General features: G+C 28.2%; 18 protein-coding genes and 2 riboswitches. Of the genes, 17 read left to right on the forward strand and 1 reads right to left on the reverse strand.

The annotated features are described in order from the left end of the window. The first annotated feature begins 272 nt into the window (after positions 1–272). The 7 genes from AACH12_RS06500 to rny all read left to right on the forward strand — a co-directional run bounded on the left by AACH12_RS06500 (position 273) and on the right by rny (position 13377). Positions 273–5636, forward strand: a complete 5364-nt coding sequence (locus tag AACH12_RS06500; protein ID WP_338537249.1) for a diguanylate cyclase — start codon at positions 273–275, stop codon at positions 5634–5636. A gap of 90 nt (positions 5637–5726) precedes the next feature. Next, a complete protein-coding gene (locus AACH12_RS06505; RefSeq protein WP_338537250.1) occupies positions 5727–7646 on the forward strand; it encodes a YgiQ family radical SAM protein in 1920 nt (639 codons plus the stop codon). Between the two features lie 126 nt (positions 7647–7772). Beyond that, positions 7773–9302, forward strand: coding sequence for a histidine ammonia-lyase (gene hutH / locus AACH12_RS06510; RefSeq protein ID WP_338537251.1), 1530 nt, complete (start codon positions 7773–7775; stop codon positions 9300–9302). A gap of 36 nt (positions 9303–9338) precedes the next feature. Further along, on the forward strand, positions 9339–9515 hold the full coding sequence (locus AACH12_RS06515; protein ID WP_338537252.1) for a DUF896 domain-containing protein: 177 nt from the start codon (positions 9339–9341) through the stop codon (positions 9513–9515). A gap of 26 nt (positions 9516–9541) precedes the next feature. After that, entirely contained in the window at positions 9542–9997 is a 456-nt protein-coding gene (locus AACH12_RS06520) for a chemotaxis protein CheW (protein ID WP_338537253.1), read from the forward strand. A gap of 160 nt (positions 9998–10157) precedes the next feature. Continuing rightward, on the forward strand, positions 10158–11576 hold the full coding sequence (locus tag AACH12_RS06525; protein ID WP_338537254.1) for an aminopeptidase: 1419 nt from the start codon (positions 10158–10160) through the stop codon (positions 11574–11576). Positions 11577–11826: 250 nt separating this feature from the next. Continuing rightward, complete coding sequence (rny, locus tag AACH12_RS06530; protein WP_463671005.1) at positions 11827–13377, forward strand: ribonuclease Y; 1551 nt, start codon at positions 11827–11829, stop codon at positions 13375–13377. 309 nt (positions 13378–13686) lie between these two features. On the opposite strand, the gene AACH12_RS06535 is transcribed toward rny, so the two are convergent. Beyond that, positions 13687–14553, reverse strand: coding sequence for a hypothetical protein (locus AACH12_RS06535; protein ID WP_338537255.1), 867 nt, complete (start codon positions 14551–14553; stop codon positions 13687–13689). 327 nt (positions 14554–14880) lie between these two features. Then, a riboswitch (cyclic di-GMP riboswitch) is annotated at positions 14881–14975 on the forward strand. Between the two features lie 53 nt (positions 14976–15028). Continuing rightward, positions 15029–15105: riboswitch (cyclic di-GMP riboswitch) on the forward strand. A gap of 464 nt (positions 15106–15569) precedes the next feature. Here AACH12_RS06535 and AACH12_RS06540 point away from each other — a divergent pair. The 10 genes from AACH12_RS06540 to AACH12_RS06585 all read left to right on the forward strand — a co-directional run bounded on the left by AACH12_RS06540 (position 15570) and on the right by AACH12_RS06585 (position 24934). Then, positions 15570–16028: an RrF2 family transcriptional regulator gene (locus tag AACH12_RS06540; protein ID WP_338537256.1), complete on the forward strand. Its 459-nt coding sequence runs from the start codon at positions 15570–15572 to the stop codon at positions 16026–16028. A 21-nt stretch (positions 16029–16049) separates the two neighbouring features. Continuing rightward, complete coding sequence (gene nifS, locus AACH12_RS06545; RefSeq protein WP_338537257.1) at positions 16050–17231, forward strand: cysteine desulfurase NifS; 1182 nt, start codon at positions 16050–16052, stop codon at positions 17229–17231. Position 17232: 1 nt separating this feature from the next. Next, on the forward strand, positions 17233–17655 hold the full coding sequence (gene nifU / locus AACH12_RS06550; protein ID WP_338537258.1) for a Fe-S cluster assembly scaffold protein NifU: 423 nt from the start codon (positions 17233–17235) through the stop codon (positions 17653–17655). Between the two features lie 60 nt (positions 17656–17715). Further along, complete coding sequence (gene mnmA / locus AACH12_RS06555; RefSeq protein ID WP_338537351.1) at positions 17716–18816, forward strand: tRNA 2-thiouridine(34) synthase MnmA; 1101 nt, start codon at positions 17716–17718, stop codon at positions 18814–18816. Positions 18817–18948: 132 nt separating this feature from the next. Then, positions 18949–21582 (forward strand): alanine--tRNA ligase, encoded by a 2634-nt coding sequence (gene alaS, locus AACH12_RS06560; protein WP_338537259.1) that lies wholly within the window; start codon positions 18949–18951, stop codon positions 21580–21582. A gap of 76 nt (positions 21583–21658) precedes the next feature. Then, positions 21659–21916, forward strand: a complete 258-nt coding sequence (locus AACH12_RS06565; protein WP_338537260.1) for an IreB family regulatory phosphoprotein — start codon at positions 21659–21661, stop codon at positions 21914–21916. Positions 21917–21974: 58 nt separating this feature from the next. Beyond that, positions 21975–22433 carry a Holliday junction resolvase RuvX gene (ruvX, locus tag AACH12_RS06570; RefSeq protein ID WP_338537352.1) on the forward strand — a complete coding sequence of 153 codons (459 nt, stop codon included), beginning with the start codon at positions 21975–21977 and terminating at the stop codon, positions 22431–22433. A 13-nt stretch (positions 22434–22446) separates the two neighbouring features. Next, a complete protein-coding gene (locus AACH12_RS06575; RefSeq protein WP_338537261.1) occupies positions 22447–22695 on the forward strand; it encodes a DUF1292 domain-containing protein in 249 nt (82 codons plus the stop codon). Between the two features lie 56 nt (positions 22696–22751). Beyond that, the gene (locus AACH12_RS06580) at positions 22752–23195 is read left to right on the forward strand and encodes a Fur family transcriptional regulator (protein WP_338537262.1); all 444 of its coding nucleotides are present in this window, start codon (positions 22752–22754) and stop codon (positions 23193–23195) included. Positions 23196–23263: 68 nt separating this feature from the next. Beyond that, a complete protein-coding gene (locus AACH12_RS06585) occupies positions 23264–24934 on the forward strand; it encodes a ribonuclease J (protein ID WP_338537263.1) in 1671 nt (556 codons plus the stop codon). Positions 24935–24940: the final 6 nt, after the last annotated feature.

Below are 24940 nucleotides of genomic sequence, written 5' to 3' on the forward strand. Positions count from 1 at the left end.
ATTATATTAGGTTATTGTAAAAATATTTTAAGTTACCTTACTAATATATCAAAAAAACAAAATTAATTCAAATATATATTAAAAAATGTTATTATATATATGTAATATGAATATATCATTAAATTTTATCCGATGCCTTAGAGTTCTTTATCCCCCACTTCTTAAAAAAGTGGGGGATAAAGAACTCTAAAAAGGCCCCGGATTATGTTTTCTATGATTCAGTGGAAGTAAAAATCCCCTCTGAATCCAAGAAATTCATTTATGGAGGCAATATGAAATTTATTAATAAAAGGTATAAAATATTAAGGGAAATTTCAGAAGACGGTACTGGAAAAACCTATTTAGCAAGTGATATAAAAAAAAGGCTAAAAAAAATATTTTTAAAAGTATTTACTTTAGAAGAGTCTAACGAAGTGCTTATAAAGGATTTGATTAAAAATTTTATAAAATTAAAATCTATTGCATCTGATAATATTGCAGAGATATACAATTTCGAACTTATTGAAGTGTTAGATGGTAAAATTAATAAAAGAGTACAATATTTTTATACATATGAATACTATGATCGTAAAAACTTAGTAGATTATCAAGAGTTATCGTATGATGAGACAAGGCAAGTTATTTTTGAAGTAATTAAAGTGCTTGAATATTTGCATTTTAGAGGATTTGTTTATAGATATTTAAGTTTTGAAAATATAAAATTTTTAAGAAAAGATAATAAAATTAAAGCTGTATTTAATAACCTTGTACATATTGAAATGTTCGATAAATCGTATCGTTTAAATTTATTAAAATGTTCCTCTTTTATAGCACCAGAAGTTTTATGGGACAGTAAATTTTTTTATAAATCTGATATTTTTTCATTTGGCTATTTTTTATATTATTTGTTTTATAAATATGATATTGAAAAAAGTTCAATTTATGAAGTGTATGATAATATAGAAAATAAAATGTTTGAAATTATTCGTAAAATGATAAGTACTTTTAGAAATGAAAGATATTTCTCAATAAATGAAGTATCAAAAAACGTTCTTGCTTTACTTAGATTAGAAAAAATAGAGATGGAAGGTATTAAATATAATAAGGTTCAGAATAAAACTTTATTTGTTGGTAGGAAAAATGAATTGAATTATATAAATTCATTTTTGAATACGGAAACTAGTGAAAAGAAAAAATCAATAATTTTTTATGGAGAAAAAGGAATTGGAAAAACTAAGCTATTAAATGAAATATATTTATCACAAAAATATTTAGGAGAGAACGTTTTTATCATAGATGTAGTAAAAAGCGAATCACAATTTTTTAATTTTACTATAATGCTAAATTTGATTGCGAGAAAAATAGAATTTGATAGTTCGCTAATAAAAAAGTATGGTGCTGATTTAACTAAGCTCGATCCTAAATTATGTAGAAAATTTAATATCGAACCCTCGAAAATATTAGATGGAAATATGGAAAATTTAAAAATATCCAACCGTATATATAATTTTTTAAAAGAACTTAGTAAATTGCATAAAATTATATTGATAATTGATAATATAGATAATTTTAGTGAATATGAAAAAAATATCTTTACTCATATGAACAACCTAGACCCTTTAAGTAAAATAAAAATTGTTTCAACGTCAGATGAATTAATTTCGAGTGATATTTTTTTTAATGAGTGCTTAGTAAATAATCAAGTTGTTATAAAAAGGCTTATGAGATTTAATTATGATGAATCTAATAAATATATAAGAGAATTAATGGGAATCAATTATCTTCCAACAACTTTTACAACAAAGCTAATGCGTGATATAGGAGGTAATCCTTTAGAATTAAAAACCGTAATTAATGATTTGTTTAGAAAAAAAAGAATTTATGTAAATGAAATGAATACTTGGGTGATAAAAGATGTCGAAGATTTAGATGTTATAATAAGAAATATGTCAAAGTCAGATGGAAATTTTCTAAAGTTTTTAGAGAATACATCTAAATTTGAATTAAATATACTCAGAATCATTTCAAGTTTCGAAAATGCGGTTAATTTGAACATTTTAATAAAAATTCTAAATATAGGCATTAGCGATTTGGATAAAACTTTATTAAAGTATATAGAATGTGGCATTTTAATAAAAAAGCTTAATGATTTTGGATTTAGCATTGCATACAAAAATTATGGTGAAAAAAAATATATTTTAGATTTAATTGATAATGTTAAAAAAATCAATATGCATAGGGTCAATACTGCGATTCTTTTAGAAAATTCAAGTAGGAATAGCATTGAATTTGATGAGGAAATAGTCTTTCAACTTTTATTTTCATACGAATATAAGAAGGCAATTGATTATTTAGTAGATTATGCTGATAAGCTTAGTAAAAAACGTTTATTTGCACAATCAATTGAGCATTTAGAAAATGCACTTGATATTTATACAGATCATGAAGTGTTAGAAATAGATTTTATTAAAATACTGTTCAAAATAGGTATATCATATTTCAAAAATCACAATTATAAAAAAGCATATGATGTTTTTTCAGAAGTCAATTCCCTTTCAAAGGAACTTAATAACACAAAGGAATTTATTGATTCAAATATTTATATTTCTAAAATATTTAATAAACAACTGAGATTTGAAGAGTCAGAGAAAATATTACTAGAAAATATTAACTTATCAAAAGAAAAAGGATATACAATTGGCGAATTTGACAGTGCACTTATGCTTTGTAAAACGTATTTAAAGAAAAATGAACCAATGAAATTAAAAGATACTTCTATTTTTTATATTAATTTTACTGAGGCAATTGATGAAAAAAAATACTATTCAAAATTTTTAAATGAATATGCTAAATATGAACATATGACTGGGAACTTTGAAGAAGCTTTGAAAAATTTTGAACAGTGTTATGAAATTTTTAGCAATTATTCTATGAAAGAAGAGTTGAATGTACTTTTAAATAATATTGGTGTTATCTATAATGATTATTATGGGCTTAATTCAAAAGCAAGATTTTATTTTAAAAAATCAATTTCTAATTTAAATATAAACTCAAATATTGAAATGAAAATTATTTACTACATTAATATTGGTGAATCATTTTATAATGATGATGAATACTTGCAATCAATTCATTACTTAAATAAAGCTTATTCGCTTTCGGAAGAAGCAGAAGATTCGTATTATTTGTTTACGGTATCATTAAATAAATGCTTTTTATTTATTAAAATTAATAATTATGAAAAAGCATATTCAATCTTAAAAAAATTAGAGATTGATTACAAAACTATGAATAATAAAAAGAGTATCGATAATAATTATTATTTTGTTCATATTGAATATTATTTATCAATTAAGAATTATTTACTTGCAGAAATTTGGATAAATAAATTTACTGCTATTAATGGTAAAAGTAGTAATAGAATAAAAATGTATTCTTTTGCTTTAAAAAATTATAAGAATAAACTTATTTCTGATTCTAAAATCATTGATAGAAAGAATATAATTAGTTTTATAAATACAACAATAAATTTAAATGAAATAGCCTCGTTTAGAAAAATACTTTTTGAAATAATTAAAAAAATTTCTAACAATAGAGAGGTTTTTGCAGTAAAAGAAATTCTAAATCTTGATAATGCTTTAAGAGAAATTTACGACTCTGATAATCTGAAAACAAAGAGAAAAATATCTGAAGTTGTTTTTGTGAATAACAGAATAAAACATTACAATGAAATTCTTTTAGATGAAAAAAATGTCTTACTTAAGGAAGACAAATGGTATATTTATAAATTAATAGCTGATGAATATTACAGTGTAAAAGATTATTATAATGCGATTAATAATTATTATAATGCACTTGATATTATTAAAGATTTGACTGACAAAATATATATTGATCATAAACTTGATTTTTTGCATAATGATGAAGTTAAATTAGATTTAAGAAATCGGATCGTTTCATTAAAGAATAAAGTGATTAAGAATAATAAAAAGGATGCGAAGTTAAAATATAGTGATATGAAATATAGTGATATAAATGATTATTTTGATTTTTCTTCTATATCTGATTTTTATAATGATGAAAAATTTGTAAAAAAAATAAATAAATCTTTTAATGCAAATATAAATCTTTCAATTGAGAGTATTGAAAAATTAGTAATTGAATTTACTTTGAATGAAAAGTATAATTTAAGTTTGATACTAAAATATTTTATACAGAAAAGTTTTGCAGATTTTGGCTATATATACATTACCAATGAATTGGGTAAAATTGTAGACTATATTGCTTCTGATGATGAAAGAATAGTTACAAATATAGAAGATTTCATTAAAAAATCAGGAAGTACTGAAAAAGGAGTTTTATTAAGTAAGATTTACTACAATGAAAACAATTATTTGCTCACAAAAGAACAGAAGTCAATTATATGTTTGCCAATTAAAGAAGAATCAGCGGTTGATGATACTGATAAATATGAATTTAAAAGAGAAAGCGATGGTTACAATTTTACAAAAAGAACAGTTGGTTATATTTACTTAGAATCAGGAAAAATATTTAATAATTTTACAAGTGAGACTTTAAATCATTTTATTGATATAAACAAGATGGTTTATCTAATGGTAGAAAATTATAATTTGAAAACACTTTCAACAAGGGATAAATTAACAGAAGTATTGCTAAGAGGAAGAATTGAGGAAATTTTTAGTAAAGAATTATTTAAATCAAAACAAATTAGTTCTAATTTTTCTGTGGTAATGAGTGATATTGATAAATTTAAGAATATAAATGATACTTATGGGCATCTTAAAGGAGATGAAGTATTAAAGAGAATAGGAAAGATTTTAAATAGCAGTTTAAGAAAAACAGATAAAGTTGGAAGATATGGTGGAGAAGAATTTATAATGATCTTACCAAATACAAATACTGAAGAAGCTTATAAAATTTGCGAAAAAATTAGAAATAACATATATGGGTATTTTTTAGATGAAGGAAATGTTTTAGTGACAATGAGTTTTGGAATATCTTCTTATCCAAATGATGGCATTAATGAGCAAGAGCTAGTTGAAAAAGCGGATAAGGCTTTATACTTTTCAAAAAATAATGGACGTAATCTTACAACTGTTTGGAACAAACAAATAGAGAATGATAGCGAAAGATTTAATCGATTATCTGGGGTGATTTCTGGAGACATTTCAAATGACTCTAGAAATGTTCAGGCAATAATTAACGTGTTAGATCTTATTAAAATTAATATAAGGAAAAATGATAAGCTTTTAATTGCTAGTAAAAATTTATTAGATATAACTGAAGCTGAATACTGCACAATTGTAAAATACTCCAATGATTCTAATTTGTCATATACTTGTAAAAAAAGCACTGATAATTGGATTAAATACGATTATATTGACAGCGAATTCATCGAAAAATATCGTGGAAGAACGAAAGGTGAGTATTTTGTTAATTGGAATAATATTATAAGAACCACTATAAAAAATGAAATTAATTGGAATTCTTGCATAGTTTCTCCGGTTGTTATAAATAGTAAAACAGAAGGGCTTATTATATTAAATGTTAGAATTTCAGAGAAAGAATTTGATGCAAATGATTTTAATTTTGTTGAATCAATTTCACCAATTGTTGGAGCCATATTTAATTCTTGATTTTTTTAGCAAACTAATATACACTAACAAAGAAAATGAAGTATTTCTAGCACGGATTATTTTGTCCGTGCTTATTATTTAGGAGTTAAAATGATAATTAATGATTTTTTACCAGTTTGCAAAGAAGATATGGTTAAACTTGGCTGGGATAGATTAGATTTTGTATTGGTTACAGGAGACGCTTATGTTGATCATCCAAGTTTTGGACCAGCAATAATTTCAAGGGTCTTAGTTAATGCTGGATATAAAGTTGGTATAATTTCTCAACCGAATTGGAAAGATAAAGATTCTATAAAAGTACTAGGTAGGCCACGACTTGGATTTTTAGTTGCTGCTGGGAATATAGATTCAATGGTCAATCATTACACAGTTAGTAAACGCCTTAGAGAAAAAGATTTTTATTCTCCTGGTGGTAAAATGGGACTTAGACCAAATAGAGCTACAATTGTCTATTCTAATATGGTTAGAAGAGCTTATAAAAAAACGCCTATTATATTAGGTGGAGTAGAAGCAAGTTTAAGAAGATTCGCTCACTACGATTACTGGGATAACAAGGTGAGAAGATCGATACTTGTAGATGCTGATGCAGATATGCTTATTTTTGGTATGGGAGAGAGGCAAGTAATTGAACTTGCTAATTATTTAAATGAAGGTATAGATATAAAATATATAAGACATATTCCAGGTACATGTTTTTTAATCGAAAACAAAGAAGAAATTTATGATTATGTAGAAATTGAGTCCTTTGAAGAAGTTTTAGAGGATAAAATAAAATACGCGAAAGCATTTAAAGTTCAAAATGATGAACAAGACCCAATTAGAGGTAAAGTTGTTATTCAAAAACATAAAAATATGTATTTAGTTCAGAATACTCCTGTGATGCCTTTATCAAGGATTGAGCTTGATGATGTTTATGATTTGCCTTTTCAAAGGGACTTTCATCCAATGTATAAAGGAATGGGCGGAATTCCTGCAATAACTGAAGTGAAAAATAGTATAATTTCTGAAAGAGGTTGTTTTGGTGGTTGTTCTTTTTGTGCTTTAACTTTTCATCAAGGAAGAATTATTCAAAGTAGATCACATGAATCAATACTTAAAGAAGCTGATAGAATAATTGCAGACAAAGATTTTAAAGGTTATATAAATGATGTAGGTGGACCAACGGCTAATTTTAGACATGTATCATGTAAGAAACAGCTAAAACTAGGAACGTGTAAAGATAAACAGTGTCTATACCCAGAGCCTTGTAAAAACCTAATTATTGATCATACTGATTTGATGGAACTTCTTAGAAAAATAAGAGAAAAAGATAAAATTAAAAAAGTGTTTGTTCGCTCAGGTCTTAGATATGACTATATTATGGCCGATAAAAATCATGAGAAGTTTTTAACTGAGTTTTCTAAGCATCATGTTAGTGGACAACTTAAAGTTGCACCAGAACATATTGCAGATGAAGTTCTTGATTTAATGGGAAAGCCTGCAGGTAAAATTTATGGCAAATTTGTCAAAGAGTTTTATGATGTTAATAAAAAAATAGATAAAGAACAATATATTGTGCCTTATCTTATGAGTTCTCATCCAGGCAGTACATTAAAATCAGCTATAAAACTTGCTGAATATTTAAGAGATATCAAGTATCAACCAAAACAAGTTCAAGATTTCTATCCAACGCCGGGTACATTATCTACTTGTATGTTCTATACTGGTATCGATCCAAGAACAATGAAAAAAGTATACGTTCCTGTAACTTTCGAAGAAAAAGCACTTCAAAGAGCGCTTCTTCAGTTTGGCAATCCTAGAAATTATAATAAGGTTTATGATGCCCTTATAAAAGCAGGTAGAGAAGATCTAATTGGAGACGGAGAAAAATGTCTTATTAGAAATAAGGGTGATAGAAAATATAGTTATGGCAAAAATAATAGGAAGACATATTCGAAAAAAACTAATGAAGGTAATGCTAAAAATAAATCTAAAAAAGACTTAAAATTTTATAAAAGCAAAAAAAAATAATTAGTATAAAAAAAACAAATTCTTATAGAATTTGTTTTTTTTAATTTAGGTTTCTAAAGTATTACGAAATTTTGACAAAATTTTGATATAATTATTTTATTAAAACAAATATTAGGGGGTATAAGAATGTCAAAGGTTATTATTAATGGATCAGATTTAACAATTATTGATGTTGTAAATGTTGCAAGAAATGGATATAAAGTTGAAATTTCTAAAGAGGTGGTTGATCAAATTAATTTATCTAGAAGTATTGTAGATGAATTTGTGGATAATAAAAAAGTGGTTTATGGTATCACTACAGGTTTTGGCAAATTCTCCGATGTTCTTATTTCTAAAGAAGATTCAAGAGATCTCCAAAGAAATTTAATTGTAAGTCATTCATGTGGTGTTGGCGATCCTTTTGAAGAGGATATTGCTAGAGCAATTATGTTATTAAGAGCTAATGCTCTTGTAAAAGGATTTTCTGGAATTAGATTAAGTACTATTGAAAAACTTATCGAAGTATTAAACAGTGGAGTTGTTCCTCAAATACCTGAAAAGGGTTCTTTAGGTGCAAGTGGAGACTTAGCGCCACTTTCTCATATGGTTCTAGTTTTACTTGGAGAAGGAGAGGCTATTTATAAAGGTCAAATGCTTACTGGAAAAGAAGCTCTTGATAAAGCAGGTATTAGTCCGATTCACTTAACTTCGAAAGAAGGACTTGCATTAATAAACGGAACACAAGTAATGACTGCAGTAGGAACTTTGGCAGTTTATGATGCTTATATGGCAGTTAAGCTTGCTGATATTAGCGCTTCTATGACGCTTGAAGCACTAAACGGAATAACAGATGCATTTGATAAAAGAATTCATGAAGTTAGGCCACATAAAGGTCAATTAGACACTGCTGAGAATTTACTTAAAATCACAAAAAATAGTGGACTTACTTCAAGACAAGGTGAAATTAGAGTTCAAGATGCATATTCTTTAAGATGTTTACCACAAATTCACGGAGCAAGTAAAGATGCACTTAATTACGTTATAGATAAAATCAATATTGAAATAAATTCTGTTACTGATAACCCAATTATAATTCCAGATGCTAAAGTTGCGATTTCAGGTGGAAATTTTCATGGTCAACCAATGGCACTAGCTTTTGATTTTCTAGGTATAGCACTATCTGAAATAGCAAATTCAAGTGAGCGAAGAATTGAAAGACTTGTTAACCCAAGTTTAAGCGGTTTACCTGCATTTTTAACTCCAAAAGGTGGTCTTCACTCTGGATTTATGATTGCACAATATTCTGCAGCTTCATTAGTTTCAGAAAACAAAGTATTAGCACATCCAGCTAGTGTTGATTCAATTCCTTCTTCTGCTAACCAAGAAGATCATGTTAGTATGGGAACTATTGCATCAAGAAAAGCAAGAGATATTATTTTTAATGCAATGAACGTAATTGCGATTGAACTTTTGGCTTCAACTCAAGCTATTGATTTTGGAGATCCGAGCAAACTTGGTGAAGGAACAAAAATTACTTACAATATTATTAGAGAAAACGTAGAAAAATGGGTAGACGATAGACCAATGTATAAAGATATAAATACAGTGTTTGAATTAGTCAAAAATCATGTTATAGTAGATAGTGTAGAAAATGCAATTGGTCAATTAAAATTATAATAGAAATGAGTTGAAAATGTGTTAGAAAAAGACAAAATGGCTAGAATTAATTTTTTAGCAAATAAAGCAAAATCTCAAAAACTAAGTGAAGAAGAGCTATTAGAACAAAAAAAACTAAGGACAGAATATCTTAAGAGTTTTAGAAAGTCCTTTAAGGCTAGACTTGAAAATTTAGATATTGAGTATGTAGAAGATTTAGAAAAGAAAAATTAATATTACTTTAGAAAGGAGGGAGAAATATGGCTGAAAACCAATATGTAACTTTTCTACTTGGAAATGAAAAATACTGTATTGATATTGAGAATGTTGCAGGTATAAGTGAAAACGTTAAAGTCACAAAGGTACCGGATGCTCCGTATTATTTACAAGGAATCATGAATCTTAGAGGTGACGTTATTCCTGTTATTAATCTCAAAAAAAGATTTAATATTGAAGAAACTACTTACTCCGAAGATTCAAAAATAATCTTAATAAATATTGAAGATAATTCTTTAGGTTTTTTAGTTGATGAAGCAAACCAAGTTGTTAAAATTGATGAAACTGACATTGATCCAACTCCTGAAGTGATAAAAAGAAAAGGGCAAGACTATATTTCATCGATTGGCAAATTAGGCGGTGAATTATATATTATTTTAGCATTTGAAAAAATATTAAATCATGATGAAACTGAAACTGTTTTAAATTTTAAAAAATAGAAATGTGATAAAGGGATATAGATTTTGTATCCCTTTAAATTTTCAAACCCATATAAAAAATACTATACGTAATAAATAAATGTTATATTTCGGTAACATTTATAATTTGATATTGAAAAAATGATACAATAAATATGGTAAAAATTTAGGAGGAAAGCTAATGGAAAATTATAAGGAACTTGAAAAAAAACTTTCTCATTCTTTTAAAAATGCTTGGGAAGAATTAAAAGAAGGAGAAATGGAAGAAGTTTTTGTATATGGTGAGTTGTATAAAAAGTTTTTAGATACTGGTAAAACTGAAAGAGAATGCGTTGATGATATAATTTTAAGAGCTGAAAAAAAAGGCTTCGTTAATATTAATGAATTACTAAATGGTAATAAAAAGATAAAAACTGGTATGAAGATATATGCAAATAATAAAGGAAAATCAATTATTCTATTTGTTATTGGAAAAGAATCTATTGATAAAGGTATGAATATCGTCGGTGGTCATATTGATTCTCCGAGAATTGATTTAAAACCATTTCCACTGTATGAAGATAGCGAAATGACATTTTTAAAAACACATTATTACGGTGGAATTAAAAAATACCAATGGGTTTCAATGCCACTTTCGATGCATGGAGTACTAATTAATAAAAACGGTGAAAAAATAAATATTTCAATTGGTGAAGACATTAATGATCCGGTATTTTTTATAACTGATTTATTGCCTCATCTTGCTAAAGATCAAAATCAAAAAAAATTAAATGAAGGTATTACAGGCGAAGGCTTAAATATTCTTTTTGGAAATATTCCTTTTGGTGACAAAGATATTAAAGAAAAAGTTAAACTTAATACACTAAAATTGCTAAATGAAAAGTATGGTATTGTAGAAGAAGATTTCACAACTGCTGAAATAGAAATTGTACCTGCAGAAAAAGCAAGAGACGTTGGTATTGACAGAAGTATGATTTCTGCATATGGACATGATGATAGAGTTTGTTCATTCGCAGGTTCAAAAGCTATTTTAGAAATTGAAACTCCAACAAAAACTGCTGTTGGTATGTTTATGGATAAAGAAGAAGTGGGTTCTATGGGTAACACTGGTTCTGAGTCGAAATATTTTGAGAATATAGTTGCAGAATTAATTGCTCTTCAAGACTCGAATTATTCAGATTTACTTGTAAGACGTTCATTTATGAATACTAAAGTACTATCAGCTGATGTTTGTGCTGGATTTGATCCTAATTTTCCAGAGGCTTATGATAAAAGAAATTCTGGTATGATTAGTCACGGAGTACAACTAGTTAAATATACTGGTAGTAGAGGAAAGGGTGGCTGTAACGATGCCAACGCTGAATATGCATCTGAGGTTAGAAATATATTTACTAAAAACGGAGTAGTTTGGCAAACTGGAGAACTTGGAAAAGTAGATCAAGGCGGTGGAGGTACTATCGCTTATATCCTTGCAAATGCCGGAGCTGAAGTAATTGATTGTGGCGTACCAATGCTTAGTATGCATGCTCCTTATGAACTTGTAAGTAAAGTTGATGCTTATATGACTTATAAAGCATACAAAGCTTTTATTAATAGATAATATATTGAATAATATGTATATTTATTTTGTTAATTTATATAAAAGTCATACCTTAGTTATATCAAACTAAGGTATGACTTTTTAAAATTTAAATATGTTCTTTTAAACTCCTGAACCCCTTATACATAGATAGTTTGCTATTGACAATAAATTTAAAAAAGGGTATGATATTTAAAGATAATGGTGTATCTAATAATAATAGTAAATGACGACCGATTCTTCGGTCTTAAATTTTGAATAAAAACGGGAGGTGAAAATAATTAATAATTTATTAAGTTTTATTCCAGTAATAATAATTACCCCTATAAGTTTTGTAATAGGTTATTATATAAGGAAAAGTACTGCTGAAAAGCTTATTATATCAGCAGAAACAAAATCAAAGGAAATTATTTTAGAATCGGAAAAGAAAGCTGAAACTGTAAAAAAAGAGAAAATAATAGAAGCAAAAGAAGAAATTCACCAAATAAGATTCGAGTTAGATAAAGAAGTAAAAAGCAGAAGGAATGAAATTTCTAAATTAGAAAAAAGAAATCTTCAAAAAGAAGAGACTCTTGAAAGAAAATCAGATAATTTAGAAAGAAAAGAAGATAAATTATCGTTAAAATCTAAGGAAGTAGAAGATAAACTTTCTGAAATTTCAAATATGCATGATAAACATATGAAGGAGCTTGAGAGAATTTCAGGCCTTACAACTGAAGAAGCAAAAAATCAATTACTTACAAGTGTTGAAAAAGAAGTTAGACATGAATCTGTAGTATTAATACGCGATACTTTAGGCAAAGCTAAAGAAGAATCAAGTAAAAAAGCTAAAGAAATTTTAGCATTTGCTATTCAAAAATGTGCTGCTGATTTTGTATCTGAAACTACGGTTTCTTTAGTAAACCTTCCAAACGATGAAATGAAAGGAAGAATTATAGGAAGAGAAGGACGTAATATTAGAGCACTTGAATCACTCACAGGAGTTGATTTAATTATCGATGATACACCAGAAGCTGTAATACTATCATCTTTTGATCCTATTAGAAGAGAAATCGCAAGACTTGCACTTGAAAAATTAATAATTGACGGAAGAATTCATCCGACAAGAATTGAAGAAATGGTAGACAAATCAAGAAAAGAAATGGATGCACATATCAAAGAAATTGGAGAAAATGCTACTTTTGATGCTGGTATTCACAATTTACACCCTGAACTTGTAAAGTTATTAGGTAGACTAATGTACAGAACAAGCTATGGTCAAAATGTATTATCACATTCGCTTCAAGTATCATTTTTAGCAGGGGCAATGGCTGCTGAACTTGGAGTTGACGTTAGAATAGCTAAAAGAGCAGGTTTACTTCATGATATAGGTAAATCAATCGACCACGAAGTAGAGGGTACACATATTGAAATTGGTATGAATTTACTTAAAAAATATAAAGAATCACCTGCAGTGATACACGCAATGAGCACACACCATGGTGATTTTGAACCAGAAACAATAGAAGCAATTTTGGTTACAGCAGCAGATGCAGTTTCCGCTGCAAGACCTGGAGCTAGAAGAGAAACACTTCAAACCTATATTAAAAGATTAGAAACTTTAGAAGCAATCGCTTCATCTTATGAAGGCGTTGATAGATCGTTTGCAATACAAGCAGGAAGAGAAATACGTGTTATGGTTATTCCTGAAAAAATTAATGACGATGAAATGGTTCTTATAGCAAGAGAAATTAGTAAAAAAATTGAAAATGAACTTGATTATCCTGGACAAATAAAAGTATCTCTTGTGAGAGAAAGCAGAGTAGTTGAGTATGCAAAATAGTGTTAATTTTTAAAACAAATCCTAACTCAATTTAGATATATTGAGTTAGGATTTTTTATTTTTATATATCTAAGAAATTTATCCGATGCCTTAGAGTTCTAATACCCCCACTACTTAAAAAAGTGGTGGATAAAGAACTCTAAAAAGGCCCTGGATTATGTTTTCTAAGATTCAGTGGGAGTAAAAACTCCCTCTGAATCCAAGAAATTCATTTATGGAGTGCATGTTAAAGTAACGTAAAAAAGAAAAAGATACATATTAAAATATGTATCTTTTTCTTTCTATAGTAAAGGAAGGTAATTGTGTATATTATTTTCTCCAAAATAAAACATTGGTTTTTTTATTCATAGTTGCTTTGAAAGAAATGTCTGTAGTACTAAAGCCTATTGCAAGTACATTGTCATAAGAATCATATAGTGAACCGTAAGTTACAGCGCTTGGAGGCGAAAGCTTATCGTTACTATTACTAGCAGCTTTTGAAAGCGCTTTAATAAATTCTTTTCCGATTTCTTTTGCTCTATTTTTATCAATTTGTTGATTTAGAAGAATTCCAAAACCAATTGTACCTTTTTGTACTACAATTATTGAGTTATCAACTTCAGGATTATCGTTACATATATTTCTTGCATACTCTATCATACTCATGGTAAGTTTTGGAAGATTGTTTCCTTTTTTATCTATAAACATCGAACCATCTAATTTAATCTCTCTATCAAAATTATCCATATCTATATAGATATCTTTATATGGAGACTCTTTGGGTGTTAAGAAATAAATTAGAGTAAAAGATAGTATTGCAACTGCGATGATTAGGCCAATGATTTTTCCAAGGTTTTTATTTATTTTAAATGATTTTTTTTTAGGTTTGTTTTCTATTTCTTTTTTCATTTTCTCATCTAATCTTTCGATTCGTCTTTTGAATTTTTCGCTAGTTCCACCTAATTTTTGATTTTCTATTAATTCAATAGCCTTAAGACAAATATCTTTTGATTCTTGATATCTTTTTTTCTTTTCAAGGATTATTGAAGGTCTCTCATAACAAAAAGATGTATTGGGAAAGTAATTTTGCAAAATTTCTAAATAAATTTTTAGAGATTCACTTTCTTTACCAACCTTATCAAAAATTTTTGCTTTTTCAATTAATTTATACATTTCAGCTAGTCTATTTTTTTCCATATTTTATATTTGATGAAAACATCAAAATCTCCTTTATATATATTTATCCGATGCCTTAGAGCTCTAATACCCCCACTTCTTAAAAAGTGGGGGATAAAGAACTCTAAAAAGGCCCTGGATTATGTTTTCTAAGATTCAGTGGGAGTAAAAACTCCCACTGAATCTTAGAAATTCATTTATGTACTATTTGTAAGTGTTATCGGCATAAATTTAAAAAAAATTATATATTTTAAAAATAAATGATTAAAAATCTTTATTTAGGGTAAGTATCAATTGAGAGGATAACAAGATGTTAATCGTCTATAATGAAATCTTAATAGAAGGTTTCAAGCGAAAAGGCAATTATATTGAAAAGTGTATGCGCAAAACTGTAGGACCTAAATTGTATTATAAGTAATATGACAAGGTAGCCAGATGCCGAATGAAGAGATTATTGACAATTTAATAGAAAAGTAAGTTGTGAATAAACTTTTCTTTCTGTAAAAAGCAAACTCATCGTGAGGTGGGGACGCAAAACTATAGGGTCTTTATTAAAGATAGCCAGATACTGAAGGGAAGAAATATGACAAAGTCATATAAAAGAACTAAAACAATGAAAAGTTTTAGTTACGACGAAAAATGTTTATATTCATTATTGTAACATCAAGTATATAAAAATTATAAAATAAAAGTTATAAACTTAAAAAGTTTTATTAATTTGATGACTGATTTATAAAAAATCAAATCAGAATTAACTACTTTTAATTTATAAATATATATAACTTCATAAGAAATAAAGTCTTATGTTAATGATGTACCAACAATAACAGAATGGAGTTTTCCTCTCAATAATTTTAATATTATAATCAAAAAAACTTTACTTAAATGGTGAAGTTTTTTAGCGTTTTTGAGAATTTATATATTTGATAAAAAAAATACAAAACATATCTTGACAAAATTAGTAGGGTATAATATACTACAAATGAATTCCAAGCTAATTAGTAAGGATTAGATTTGAATTGAAAGTGGGTGTAGTAATGAAATTATCTACAAAAGGACGATATGGTCTTAGAGCAATGTTTGAACTTGCACTAAATTATGAAAAAGGACCTATTTCTCTTCATAGCATATCTAAGCGTCAGGACATTTCGCTTAATTATTTAGAGCAATTATTTTCTCAGCTTAAAAAAGCAGGTCTTGTTAAAAGTGTTAGAGGCAAACAAGGTGGGTACTTTATAGAAAAAGAGCCAAAAGAAATCTTTGTTGGTGAAATTCTTGCTATTTTAGAAGGAGAACTTGCTCCAACAGAATGCGTTAAGGATTTAAGTAAAGATGATAATTGCTCTTATGCAGATTATTGCGTTACCAGAACAATTTACAATGAAATTAAAAAGAGTATACATGATGTTGTTTATTCAATTAATCTACAAGATATGTTAGATGAACATTATGAAAATGTTTTAACAGATATCGATACATCAAAATGCTACTGTTAAAAATAAAAAAGGAGCTTTCTTATGACAAAAAAATTATACTTAGATTATTCGGCTACAACTCCAGTGAAAAAAGAAGTACTAGATGCGATGATTCCTTATTTTACAGAAGTTTTTGGAAATCCATCAAGTATTCATAAGTTTGGTAGAGATGCAAAAGCAATTGTTGCTTCTTCAAGAGAAAAAATTGCTAATTTAATTAATTCAAGAGCAGATGAAGTGTATTTCACAGGTGGTGGATCTGAATCTGATAATTGGGCTATAAAAGGTGTTATGCGAGCGAATAAGAAAAAAGGAAATCATATAATTACTACTAAAATTGAACATCACGCAGTGCTACATACATGTGATTACTTATATAGAGAAGGTTATGAAATAACATATTTGGACGTTGATGAATATGGAATGATAAGTTTAGAAGATTTGGAAAATGCAATTACTGATAAAACTGTATTAATTTCAATTATGTTTATTAATAATGAAGTGGGAACAATGGAACCTATAAAAGAAATTGGAAATATTGCAAGAAAACATGGAGTTATTTTTCATACAGACGCTGTTCAGGCACTTGGAAATGTTAAAATAGATGTTGATGATTTTAATATTGATTTACTTTCAATGTCATCGCATAAAATATATGGTCCAAAAGGCATTGGTGCTCTTTATATTAGAAAAGGTATTAAAATTCATAATTTAATCGAAGGTGGAGCTCAGGAAAAGAAAAGAAGGGCTGGTACAGAAAACGTAGCGGGAATAGTTGGATTTGCAAAAGCTGCTGAAATAGCTGGAGAAAATTTAGATGCTCATATTGAAAAATTAGTTTATTTAAGAGAAAGACTTGTTAAAGGTATAATGGATAATATTGATTATGTCAAGTATAATGGACATCCTACTAAAAGGCATCCTGGTAATGTAAATGTGTGCTTTGAATTTATTGAGGGTGAATCGCTGCTTCTAAGTTTAGATTTAGTTGGTATAGCGGGTTCAAGTGGTTCAGCTTGTACATCAGGTTCTCTTGATCCTTCACATGTTTTACTAGCTCTTGGTTTAACTCATGAAATAGCGCATGGTTCTTTAAGACTTACAATTGGTGATTTTACAACTGAAGAAGATGTAGATTATGTAATAAAAGAATTACAACCAATTGTTCATAGATTAAGAATAATGTCACCACTTTATGATAAAGTTATTAAAGGAGGAAAATAATATGTATACAAATACAGTGATGGATCATTTTACTAACCCAAGAAATGTTGGTGAAATAGAAAATGCGGATGGTATGGGCGAAGTAGGTAATGTTAAATGTGGAGATATCATGAGAATGTATCTTAAAATAGAAGGAGATATTATTGTTGATGTTAAGTTTAAAACTTTCGGATGTGGATCTGCAGTTGCATCTTCAAGTATTTCAACTGAATTAATAAAAGGAAAAACGATTAAAGAAGCTTTAGCTCTTACAAATAGAGAAGTTATTACAGCGCTTGGTGGTCTCCCACCAGTAAAAGTACATTGTTCAGTTCTTGCTGAACAAGCAATAAAAGCGGCTATTTTAGATTATGCCAATAAAAATAATTTGGTTTTTGAAGAATTAGCGGGATTTAATCCTGATGAGCTTGATCATGAACATTAATTGTATGCAGCCTCTATTGATTTAATCTTTAGAGGCTTTTTTGGAGGATGTATGAAAGAAATGTTAGATAAGAAAAAAGTCGTTGTTGGTATGAGTGGTGGAGTTGATAGTACTGTTGCTGCCTATAAATTAAAAGAACTTGGTTATGAAGTCATTGGTATAAATATGAAACTTTGGAAGGAAGAAAAATTTGAAGATGAGCAATTCGAAAATGATGGTGGATGTTGTTCTCTTTCTTCAGTAAATGACGCAAGAAGAGTTTGTTCAAAATTAGATATTCCTTTTTATGTTGTGAATTTTAAGGAAATTTTCAAGAAAAAAGTAGTTGATTATTTTGTAGATGATTATCAAAACGGTAGAACGCCAAATCCTTGTATTGCATGTAATAAATTTATTAAATTTGATGCGCTTCTAAGAAAAGCGCATGAACTTGGTGCTTATTATGTAGCGACAGGTCATTATGCAAAGATTGAATACGATAATAATATAAATAGATATTTGGTTAAAAAATCAAATGAAGATAAAAAAGACCAAACATATGCTATATATAATTTGACTCAGGAACAATTGAAACATACGCTAATGCCGCTCGGTGATTTTAACTCTAAAGATGATGTAAGAAAAATAGCTAACTCGTTTGATTTTTCTATGTCAAAAAAGAAAGATTCTCAGGAAATTTGCTTTGTTCCTGATGATGATTACTCAGGTTTTGTAGAAAGATATATTGATAAAAAATTTACTAAAGGAAACTTTATTGATCTTAAGGGGAAAATATTAGGAAAACATAATGGAATTATTAACTATACAATAGGGCAAAGAAAAGGTCTTGGTATAACTTTTGGAAAGCCAACATATGTAATTGATATTAATTCTAAAACTAATGAAATTACTTTAGGTGATAATGAAGGAGTATTTAAGAAAAATCTGATTGCAAATGAATTTAATAGCATTTATTATGATAAAATCGAAGGTGAATTAGAAGTTTATGCAAAAATAAGATATAGTGCTAAACTCACAAAATGTATTATTTCAGTTATTGAAGAGGATAAAATTAAAGTTACTTTTATGTCTCCTGTAAGGGCAATTACTCCAGGGCAAGCAGTAGTGTTTTATAAAGGTGAATATATGATTGGTGGTGCAACCATAGAGCGTTCTTTTTAAAAACAAATTGTTGTAGAAAATAATTGAAATTTTTGTTATAATGAATTAATCCCTATATTATTAGGGTTTTTTTTATGCTAGTTGATTTTAAAAATATTAATATAATTGGATAAATTTAATGAGGTGATTTTTTTGGAAAAAATGGGTTTGAATGAAATTAGAAGTAAATTTTTAGAATTCTTTGAAAGTAAGAATCATTATGTTGAATCAAGTTTTTCGCTTGTACCACAAAATGATAAAAGTTTATTATTAATCAATGCAGGTATGGCTCCAATGAAAAATTATTTTATGGGACTTGATACTCCACCTAGTAAAAGAATGGCAACTTGCCAAAAATGTATTAGAACTGGTGATATTGATAATGTTGGTTTAACAGATAGACATGGAACTTTTTTTGAGATGCTTGGTAATTTTTCTTTTGGAGATTATTTTAAAAATGAGTCGATAGAATGGGGATGGGAGTTTATTACAAAATGGCTTAAATTACCAATTGATAAACTTTGGGTGACTGTTTATGAAGAAGATGATGAAGCGTATGATATTTGGAAAGATAAAATTGGAATTCCAGAGGAAAGAATTGTTAGATTAGGTAAGGACGATAATTTTTGGGAAATAGGAACTGGACCATGTGGACCATGTTCAGAGATATTTTTTGATCGCGGTGAAAAATATGGCTGCGGATTAGATGGATGTAAACCTGGGTGTGAATGTGATAGATATATTGAATTTTGGAATCACGTATTTACACAATTTAATAGAGATGAAAAAGGTGAGTATACACCACTAGCAAATAAAAATATTGATACTGGTATGGGACTTGAAAGAATCGCATGTATTATGCAAGATGTGGATACGATTTTTGAAATTGACACTTTAAATCATATTTTAACTAAAGTTTGTAAAATTTCTGATAAAGAATATGGAAAACTTAGAAAAAATGATATTTCAATTAGAATTATAACTGACCACATTAGAGCCGTTAGTTTTTTGATTGGAGATGGTGTTCTTCCTAACAATGAAGGAAGAGGTTATGTTTTAAGGAGACTTCTTAGAAGAGCTGCAAGACACGGAAGATTGCTTGGAATTAAAGGGAAGTTTTTATCAGATTTAGTGGATGAAGTTATTTTGGTTTCTGGTGAGGCATATCCAACTTTAATAGAAAGAAAAGATTATATAAAAAAGATTATTTTTGTAGAAGAAGAACGTTTTGAGCAAACAATTGATCAAGGATTATCTATTTTAAAAGAATACGTGGACCAACTATTAATTGAAAATAAAAAAGAGCTTTCTGGTGAAAGAGCATTTAAGCTATATGATACATTTGGTTTTCCTTTAGATTTAACAAAAGAAATTTTAGAAGAACAAAATTTTAGTGTGGATGTTGATTCTTTTAATAGAGAAATGGAAAATCAAAAAAATAGAGCTAGAAACGCAAGAGGAAATGATGATGAACTTAGCTGGGAAGAGGATTTATTCTCACAAGTTGATATAGAAGATGAAATAGAGTTTATTGGTTATAATAATTTAAATAGTGAGTGTAAAATTGTAGCTCTAGTAAAAGAAAATGAAATTACTTCAATTGCATCAGTCGGTGATAAAGTCCAAATTGTACTTGATAAAACGCCTTTTTATCCAAAAGGTGGTGGACAAGTTGGTGATAAAGGTATTATTAAAACAAATAAAGCAAAAATTGTAATTGATGATACAATTAAAGGATTAAATAATTTAATAATTCATAATGGTCAAGTCGTTCTGGGTGAAATAAATGTTGAAGACAGTGTTGATGCTAGAGTTGACTATTCTCTTAGAATGGATACTGCAAGGAATCATAGTGCTACACATTTGCTTCAGAAAGCATTAAAAATAGTCTTAGGTTCACATATAGCGCAAGCTGGTTCATATGTTGATTCGAAAAAGCTACGTTTTGACTTTACACATTTTGAATCTATTAGTAAAGAGGCTTTAAAAGAAGTTGAAGATATAGTAAATGATCATATCCATTTAGCTGAAAATGTTTTTATTAACAATATGAAGATAAAAGAAGCAAAAGAGATGGGTGCCATGGCCTTATTTGGCGAAAAATATGGTGAAGAAGTAAGAGTAGTTAAGATGGGTGAATTTAGCATGGAACTTTGCGGCGGTACACACGTAAGGAATACAAGCGAAATTGGTTCTTTTAAAATCATTTCTGAAAGTGGAGTTGCAGCTGGTGTAAGAAGAATTGAAGCTATAACTGGAAGAAATGTTTCTACTTTACTTGAAAAATATGAAAAAATAATTAATGAGATTTCAAATAACATTAAAGCTAAACCTGAAAATGTTATAGAAAAAGTAAATGCCCTTATTTCTGATAATAATGAATTGTCGAAGGAAATAAAAAAAATGAAAGAGAAATCTGCTGGAAGTTTAGCAGATAATATTGAAAAAGAGATAAAAGTAATTAATGGTTTTAAGGTTGTTGCTAAAAGATTTGATAAAGTTGATATAAATTCATTAAGAGTTATTGCAGATAAATTAAAAGATTCTATTGAGAATTCAATAATTATTTTTGCAGCTGTAAATAACGAAAGTATTAATTTCTTAGTTATGGCATCAAACGAGGCTATTAAAAAAGGAGCTCATGCAGGGAATATTATTAAAGAAGTTTCTAAAGTTGCCAAAGGTGGTGGCGGTGGAAGACCCAATATGGCTCAAGCTGGAGGAAAAGATTTTACTAAAATTGATGAAGCAATTGATAAAGGATTAGAAATTATTAAAAATATATAATTATTATAAATCACTATTTTGTTTATTGATACTTACTTCGGGTAATAATTAATGACAGAATAAAGGAGGCAATTATATGGACAAAACTATGAAATTTTCAGTTGAAAAGCAGCAATCAGAGGAAAGAAAAGAAATATTATTATTTGTTTATAACGCTTTAACAGAGAAAGGATATCATCCTACTAATCAAATGATTGGTTATTTATTGTCTGGTGATCCAACATATATAACTACGCATAAAGATGCAAGAAAAGTGATTAGAAAAGTTGAAAGAGATGAAATTTTAGAAGAAATTTTAGAGTATTATCTAAAAAATAATATTGTAAACAAATAATATGAGTAATTGCCGTTAGAATATTAGAGTTTTGACGGCAATGAATGGAAAGGTAAAAATGAAAATACTAGGACTTGATGTAGGAGATAGTACTATAGGCGTTGCAATAACTGATGATTTATTGATTACTGCTCAGGGCAGAGAAACAATCTTTAGAGAAAGTTTAAAAATTGATATTGATAAGTTGATTGAATATATAATTACTGAAAATGTTAATATAATAGTTGTGGGACTTCCTAAAAATATGAATGGAACTATTGGTATGCAAGGTGAGAAAACAATTAGCTTTGTTAAAAAATTAGAAAAAAAAATAAAGTTTTCTATTAGAACTAAAGATAAAGACGTTAAAATAGAATATTGGGATGAAAGATTAACTTCAAAAGCGGCTGAAAAAACTCTTATTAATGCTAATGTAAGAAGAGATAAAAGAAAAAAAGTTATTGATAAGTTAGCGGCAGTTTATATACTTCAGGGATTTGTTGATAATTACAATATGGTTAATAAAAATAACATGTGAAATGAGGATTAAAATGGATAATATAATTACATTAAAAGATGAAGAAGGTAAAAATGTTGATTTTGAAGTGATTGCAAACTTTAAAGTAGATGATGATGAATATTCAGTACTTTTTCCGATTGAAGAAAATGGGGAAGAAGCACTTCTTTTTAAAGTTATTGGAGAAGAAGGCGGAGAGACTATTTTAGAATATATTGAAAACGACGAAGAATTTAGTAGAGCTTCAAAAGCATACCATGAATTAATGAATGAAAAAAACTAGTTTTACATTGTCAATATTTATCAAAGATGATAAAATTGAAATAGATGAGGTGTTATATGAGTGATAAGTATGATGAACTTAAAGAGAAATTAAAAAACAGAGGTTATAAACTTACTCCACAAAGAAAGTCAATCTTTGATGTTATTATTGATAATATCGGAAAACACTTGAGCACTGAAGATATTTACGATATCGTTAGAAAAAAGTGTTCTGATATTGGACTTGCTACAGTTTATAGAGCGCTAATTTTATTTGATGAAATAGATGTTGTTTCAAAGCTTATACTGGATGATTCTTGTGTAAGGTATGAGATTAATTCACATAGAGAAGGACATTACCATCATCATTTGATCTGTAACAACTGTGGTAAAGTTATTGAAGTGAACGGCGACTATTTAGAAGAACTAGAACATAAAATTGAAACGGAATATGATTTTAAAATTGTTGATCATAAATTGAAATTTTTTGGTATTTGTAGTAATTGTAAAAAAGCCTTGTAATTTTTATTACGGGCTTTGTTTTTGTAAATAATTAGATAATTATTTGCATATATAGGAAGAGGTGTAAAATGGGAAAAAAAATTAGTCACAAATTAAAGATAATCCCTTTAGGTGGATTAAATGAAATTGGAAAGAATATGACAGCATTTGAATATAACAATGAAATTCTTATTATTGATTGTGGTTTGTCATTTCCAAGCGAAGAAATGCTTGGAATTGATGTTGTTATACAAGATATAACTTATCTAAAGAAAAATGAAGAAAAGGTTAAAGGAATTGTATTTACACATGGTCATGAGGACCATATAGGTTCAGTGCCATATTTCCTAAAAGAAATTAATGTTCCACTTTATGGAACAAAGCTAACACTTGGCTTAATTAATGTAAAAATTAAAGATAAGAAAAATTTAGGAAAAGTTGAAATGATAGTTAAAGAACCTGGACAAGCATTTAAAGTTGGATGTTTTGGAGTTGAATTTATTAGAGTAAGTCATAGTATTCCTGATGCAGTATCGGTAGTTTTAACTACTCCTTTTGGTAAGATAGTATACACTGGAGACTTTAAAATTGATTATACTCCAATTGATGGACAAGCAATTGATTTGGGTAGATTTGCGGAGCTTGGAAACGAAGGCGTTACACTACTTATGGCAGAGAGTACTAATGTTGAAAGAGAAGGTTATACAATGAGCGAAAGCACTGTTGGTATAACATTTGATAATATATTTAGGGCATCAACTACTCGAATCATTGTTGCCTCGTTTGCATCAAATATTCATAGAGTTCAGCAAATTGTAAATGCTGCACAAATGAATGATAGAAAAGTCTGTTTTTCTGGAAGAAGTATGGTTAATGTTTCCGAAGTTGCAAAGGAACTTGGTTATTTAAAAATAAATGAGGATACTTTAATTGATATAAAAGATTTAGACAGGTATCCTGATAATGAAATTGTACTTGTTACTACTGGAACACAAGGTGAACCAATGGCAGCTCTTTCTAGAATGGCAAAAGGAGAGCATAGAAACGTTCAAATTAGAGAAGGTGATCTTGTAATCTTTTCCTCTTCACCAATTCCGGGCAATGAAAAAAGTATAAAAAATGTTATTAATTTGCTTTATCAAAAAGGTGCCGAAGTTATATATGAAGCTCTTGCAGATGTTCATGTTTCAGGCCATGCTTGTAAAGAAGAACTTAAACTTATACATGCTCTTGTAAAACCGAAATATTTTATTCCTATTCATGGCGAATATAGCCATCTTAAAACTCATAGTGAACTTGCTCATCAAATGGGAATACCGAATGAAAATATTTTTGTTCTTTCAAATGGTAACACTCTTGAAATAACACAAAACGGAGCAAAAATGGGTAAAAATGTACCAAGTGGAAAGCTTTTAATTGATGGTTTAGGTATTGGTGATGTTGGCAATATTGTACTTCGTGATAGAAAAATTTTATCTGAAGATGGTCTTATGGTAGTAGTTGTTAGTGTAAATAAATCAACAAATACCATTGTTTCGGGTCCTGATATTATTTCTAGAGGCTTTGTTTACGTAAGAGAATCAGAAGAACTTATGCTAGGGGCGAAAAAAGTAGTAAAAGAATCATTAACAAATTGTTTAGATAATAATATTAAAGATTGGGCATCACTCAAAAGTGCTATTAGAAATTCTTTAAGAGAATTTTTATATAGAACTACTAAGAGAAGTCCTATGATTCTTCCTGTTATAATGGAGGTTTAGTATTAA

This window comes from Helicovermis profundi, from assembly GCF_033097505.1.
Lineage (GTDB): Bacteria > Bacillota > Clostridia > Peptostreptococcales > Acidaminobacteraceae > Helicovermis > Helicovermis profundi.